The organism is Cellulomonas triticagri, assembly GCF_003696205.1.
Classification (GTDB): Bacteria; Actinomycetota; Actinomycetes; order Actinomycetales; family Cellulomonadaceae; genus Cellulomonas; species Cellulomonas triticagri.
In genome coordinates this window covers 1-4,257 of record NZ_RFFI01000193.1, presented here as the reverse complement: position 1 = coordinate 4,257, position 4,257 = coordinate 1, and the positions used below count along the sequence as shown (strand labels likewise).

The window sequence follows — 4,257 nt, the reverse complement described above, 5'->3', positions numbered from 1 at the left end:
GCGGACAGCCCGGACACCGCCCCGGACGCGGCCCCGACCGCCCGACCCGGTGCCGAGTCGGCGGCGGACTGGCGCTCGCGCCGTCGCGAGGCCGCCGACGCGCACGAGGCCGCGCTCCGCGCGCACCGGCAGGCGGAGTCCGCCCGCGCCCGGGAGCTCATCGCGGACTTCGTCACCACCGCCACGGAGCGGGGCGTCGCCCCCGAGCCCCTGCACGCCCAGGGCTACGGCGGTCGCGGCCGCTACCGGACGCCGCTGCGGGGCTGGTACCTGCGCAAGGACCGCACGGTCGCGGTCGGCACCGACGGCGGCTTCTACGTGCTGACCGTCCCGCCGTCGCTCGCGGCCCGCTGGCGCGGCGTGCGCCCGGAGCCGCAGGACCCGCCGCTCGTCATCGGCGCGGGCGGCAAGGACGGCGAGTCGCTGGACCTGCCGATCGCGCTGTCGCGCGCCCTCGGCGAGGGCTGACCGCGGACTACGGGACCGACCGGACGACCAGCGCGCCCAGGGCGGCGGCGACGGGCTCCGGGGTCTCGACGGCGGTGAGGTGCCCCGCCCCCGGGACGACGACCGGCTCCCCGCCGACGACGGCCGCCGTCGCGCGCGCGACCTCGACCGGGGTCGGGCCGTCCTGCTCCCCCACCAGCACGAGCACCGGCCCGCCGAACCCGGCGAGCACCGCGGTGCGGTCGGGCCTCGCCGCCATGGCGCGCTGGGACCACGCGACACCCGCCGGGGGCTGCGAGCGGATCCAGCCCTCGACGCGGGACACGACCTCGGGCCGGGCCCGCGTGGCGTCGCCGAGCAGGGCGGTCGCCATCGGCAGCACCTCGTCCACGGTGCCGCTGCGCTCCACCACGTCCGCGACGCGCAGCCGGTTGGCGTGCGCGTCCTCGGGGTCGGCGGTTGCCTTGGTGTCCAGCAGGCCGAGGCCGACGACGAGGTCGGGGTGCCGCTCGACCAGGGCCAGCGCGACGTAGCCGCCCATCGACAGCCCGGCGACGACGGCCCGGGCGTGCCCGGCGTCCGCGAGCACCGCGGCGACCGCGTCGGCGGACGCCTCCAGGGCGGGCTCGGGCAGCGTGACGTCGCGCGCCGCGCCGAGGCCGGGCAGGTCGACCGCCAGGACCGGGGCGTCGCCGGGGACGAGCGGGGCGACGTCCTCCCACAGGCGCGCGTCGACGGGGAAGGCGTGCAGCAGCACCAGCGGGGTCCCGGTGCCGGGCCGCAGGACGTGCAGGACGGCGGGGATGTCGGTCGGCACGGCGGGCTCCTCGGGGTGCGGCTGGGTGCGGGCGTGGGGATGGCTGCGGTCAGTCCTCGTCGGCGGAGCCGGCGAACGACTCCGCCTCGGGCGACTGCGGGACGGCGGGCGCGGCGGCCTGCTCGCTGGGGCCGTCCCAGGTGGTCGGCAGCGGGATGGAGGCGTCGGGACGGACGTGCGCGACGATCTCGTCCAGCACCCGGCGGACGTACGGCTCCCCGACCCACAGGTGCTTGGCGCCGTCGACGCCGATCACCTCCGCCTGCCGCACCCGGGCGAAGCGCGCACGGGCCTCGGCGGGACGCAGGTAGTCGTCGTGCTCCGGGACGAGCACGACGAGGGGCTTGCCGTCGGCGTCCCACGCGTCGAGGTCGGCGTCGGTGGCCCGGTGCAGCGGGGGCGAGAGCAGCACGGCGCCCTCGATCACGGGGTCGAGGCCGTGCATCAGGGCCAGCTCCGTGCCGAACGACCAGCCGACGAGCCACGGGTGCGGGAGGTCGCGGAACTCCGCGAGCTCGATGGCGGCGTGCACGTCGAGCTTCTCGGAGCGGCCCTCGTCGAACGCCCCGTCGCTGGTGCCGCGCGGGCTGGACGTCCCGCGGGTGTTGAACCGGAGCACCGCGACGTCCGCGAGGGCGGGCAGCCGCCACGCGGCCTTGCGCAGCACGTGCGAGTCCATGTAGCCGCCGTGCGTGGGCAGCGGGTGCAGGGTGACCAGCGTCGCCGCCGGGGTCTTCGGCGTCCCGTCCGGGTGCACCGGGAGCGCGAGCTCGCCGACCAGGGTGAGCCCGTCGGCGGTGTGCAGCTCGACGTCCTCGCGGTGCGCGGGCAGGACGGTCAGCGAGCGGATCGGGGTGGGGGCGGCGTCGGTGCTCATCACCGTCGAGCGTAGTCCGCGCGCACGTCAGCGGCGGGTGGGGCCCCGCCGGTGCCGGGCCGACCAGCACGCGGAGTGCCAGTGCCGCCGGTCGGCCAGCGCCGCGTCCGGGCCGAAGAGGCCGTCCGACCGCCACGCGACGACGTGCGGGGTGCCCACCGCGATCTCCTGGTCGCAGCCCGGGCAGCGGAACGTGCGGTCGGAACCGCCGACCCGCTGCACCGTCCACGCGCCGTCGGCGGCGTCCTCGGACGTGCGGCCGCCGCGGACCCGGTCGAGGTCGAGCGGGACGTGCTCGGCGGCGTAGGGGCGCTTGCCGGAGCGGCGGGAGGACGGCACGCACCGATTGTCCCGGATGCACGGGAGGGCGGCCACCACCGGTGACCGCCCTCCGCGCGCGCGGGGTCAGGACAGCGTCGCCGCTGTCGCCGCGGGGGCGATGGTGCGGGTGCGGACCAGGTCGCGGTACCAGAGCGCCGAGTCCTTCGGCGTGCGCTCCAGCGTGTCGTAGTCGACGCGCACGACGCCGAACCGGCGGTCGTAGCCGTACGCCCACTCGAAGTTGTCCATCAGCGACCACACGAAGTACCCGCGCACGTCCGCGCCGGCGTCCATCGCGGCGCCGACGGCGTCGATGTGGTCGTGCAGGTACTCCACGCGCGGCAGGTCGTGCACGCGGCCGTCGGCGGACACCTCGTCGGCGAACGCGGCGCCGTTCTCGGTCACCGCGAGCGGCAGGCCCGGGTAGCGCTCGTGCATCTCGACCAGCAGGTCCGCCAGGCCCTGCGGCTCGATGTTCCAGCCCATCGCGGTGTGCGGGCCGGGCTGGGGCAGCCACTCGACGTCGTCGCAGCCGACCCACGGGCTGACCACGGAGGACTTGTGGCCGTCCACGCCGGGGCTGCCGTCGCCGACGACGGGCTCGCCGTGCAGGCGCTGCACCCGGCCGGTGGAGTAGTAGTTCACGCCGAGCAGGTCGATCGGCTGCCGGATGATCTCCAGGTCGCCGTCCTGCACGAACGACCAGTCGGAGACCGCGGCGGTCTGCGCGCGGACCTCCGCCGGGTAGTGCCCCTCCAGCAGCGGCTGCAGGAACACCTCGTTCGCGACGACGTCGATCTGCCGCTTCGCCGCGACGTCCTCGGGGGCGTCGGACGCGGCCCGGGTGACGTGCAGGTTCAGGGTGATCGAGATCTGCGCGGCGTCGCCGAGCACCTCGCGGATCGCGCGGGCGGCCAGGCCGTGCGCGAGGTTGAGGTGGTGCACGGCAGCGAGTGAGGCGGCGGGCTCGGTGCGGCCCGGGGCGTGCACGCCGGAGGCGTAGCCGAGGTACGCGGAGCACCACGGCTCGTTGAGCGTCGTCCACACGGTGACCTTGTCGCCCAGCACCTCGGCGAGCTTGCGGGCGTAGTCCGCGAACCGGTAGGCGGTCTCGCGGTTCGCCCAGCCGCCCTGGTCCTCCAGCGGCTGCGGGAGGTCCCAGTGGTACAGCGTGACGACGGGCTTGATGCCCGCGGCGATGAGCCGGTCGACGAGGTCGGTGTAGAACGCCAGGCCCTCGGCGTTCCACTCCCCCTGGCCGTCGGGCTGCACGCGCGGCCAGGCCACGGACAGCCGGTACGCCTGGAGGCCGAGCGCCTGCATCAGGGCGACGTCCTCGGGCACGCGGTGGTAGTGGTCCGCGGCGACGGCACCGGAGTCGCCGTTGAGCACGGCGCCCGGGACGGCGGAGAACGTGTCCCAGATCGACGGCCCGCGACCACCCTCGGTGGCGGCGCCCTCGATCTGGTACGCGGCGGTGGCCGACCCCCACAGGAAGTCGGCGGGGAACTGGCGTCCGGACGGACGGGACGTGGTCATGGGTTCCTCGGTCTCTCGGTCGGGCGACGGCGTTGTCGAATCGATACGATACAGGACTGTGGAAGCGCTCCCGCACCCGCTCCCCCGGCGTACGGGCGTCGAGTGGTCACCACTTGCGGGTTCCCGCGGGGCGGTTTCAGGCGGCGGTTGCAACGAGTAGGTCGTTGAGTCGTTGTGCGGGATTCTGCCAGTCCAGGGTCTCGCGGGGTCGGCCGTTGAGCTGGCGGGCGACGGCGTCGAGGTCGTCCTGGGTCCA

The 4,257-nt window shown here is 75.8% G+C and carries 5 protein-coding genes and 1 pseudogene; 1 reads left to right on the top strand and 5 read right to left on the bottom strand.

Translation table 11 applies throughout. The features are described 5' to 3' along the window. Positions 1–468: hypothetical protein (locus EBM89_RS19725; protein ID WP_233571876.1), on the top strand; the 468-nt coding region annotated here is incomplete at its 5' end. A 7-nt stretch (positions 469–475) separates the two neighbouring features. Here EBM89_RS19725 and EBM89_RS19720 read toward each other — a convergent pair. From EBM89_RS19720 to EBM89_RS22650, 5 genes and pseudogenes are all read right to left on the bottom strand, one after another. Beyond that, a complete protein-coding gene (locus EBM89_RS19720) occupies positions 476–1,264 on the bottom strand; it encodes an alpha/beta fold hydrolase (protein ID WP_233571875.1) in 789 nt (262 codons plus the stop codon). A 49-nt stretch (positions 1,265–1,313) separates the two neighbouring features. Beyond that, a complete protein-coding gene (locus tag EBM89_RS19715; RefSeq protein ID WP_122151288.1) occupies positions 1,314–2,141 on the bottom strand; it encodes an alpha/beta hydrolase in 828 nt (275 codons plus the stop codon). A 27-nt stretch (positions 2,142–2,168) separates the two neighbouring features. Then, on the bottom strand, positions 2,169–2,480 hold the full coding sequence (locus EBM89_RS19710; RefSeq protein ID WP_122151289.1) for an Rv1322 family protein: 312 nt from the start codon (positions 2,478–2,480) through the stop codon (positions 2,169–2,171). A 66-nt stretch (positions 2,481–2,546) separates the two neighbouring features. Then, positions 2,547–4,001 carry a glycoside hydrolase family 1 protein gene (locus tag EBM89_RS19705; protein WP_122151287.1) on the bottom strand — a complete coding sequence of 485 codons (1,455 nt, stop codon included), beginning with the start codon at positions 3,999–4,001 and terminating at the stop codon, positions 2,547–2,549. A gap of 136 nt (positions 4,002–4,137) precedes the next feature. After that, positions 4,138–4,257: pseudogene (locus EBM89_RS22650) on the bottom strand (IS30 family transposase); the annotation flags it as partial.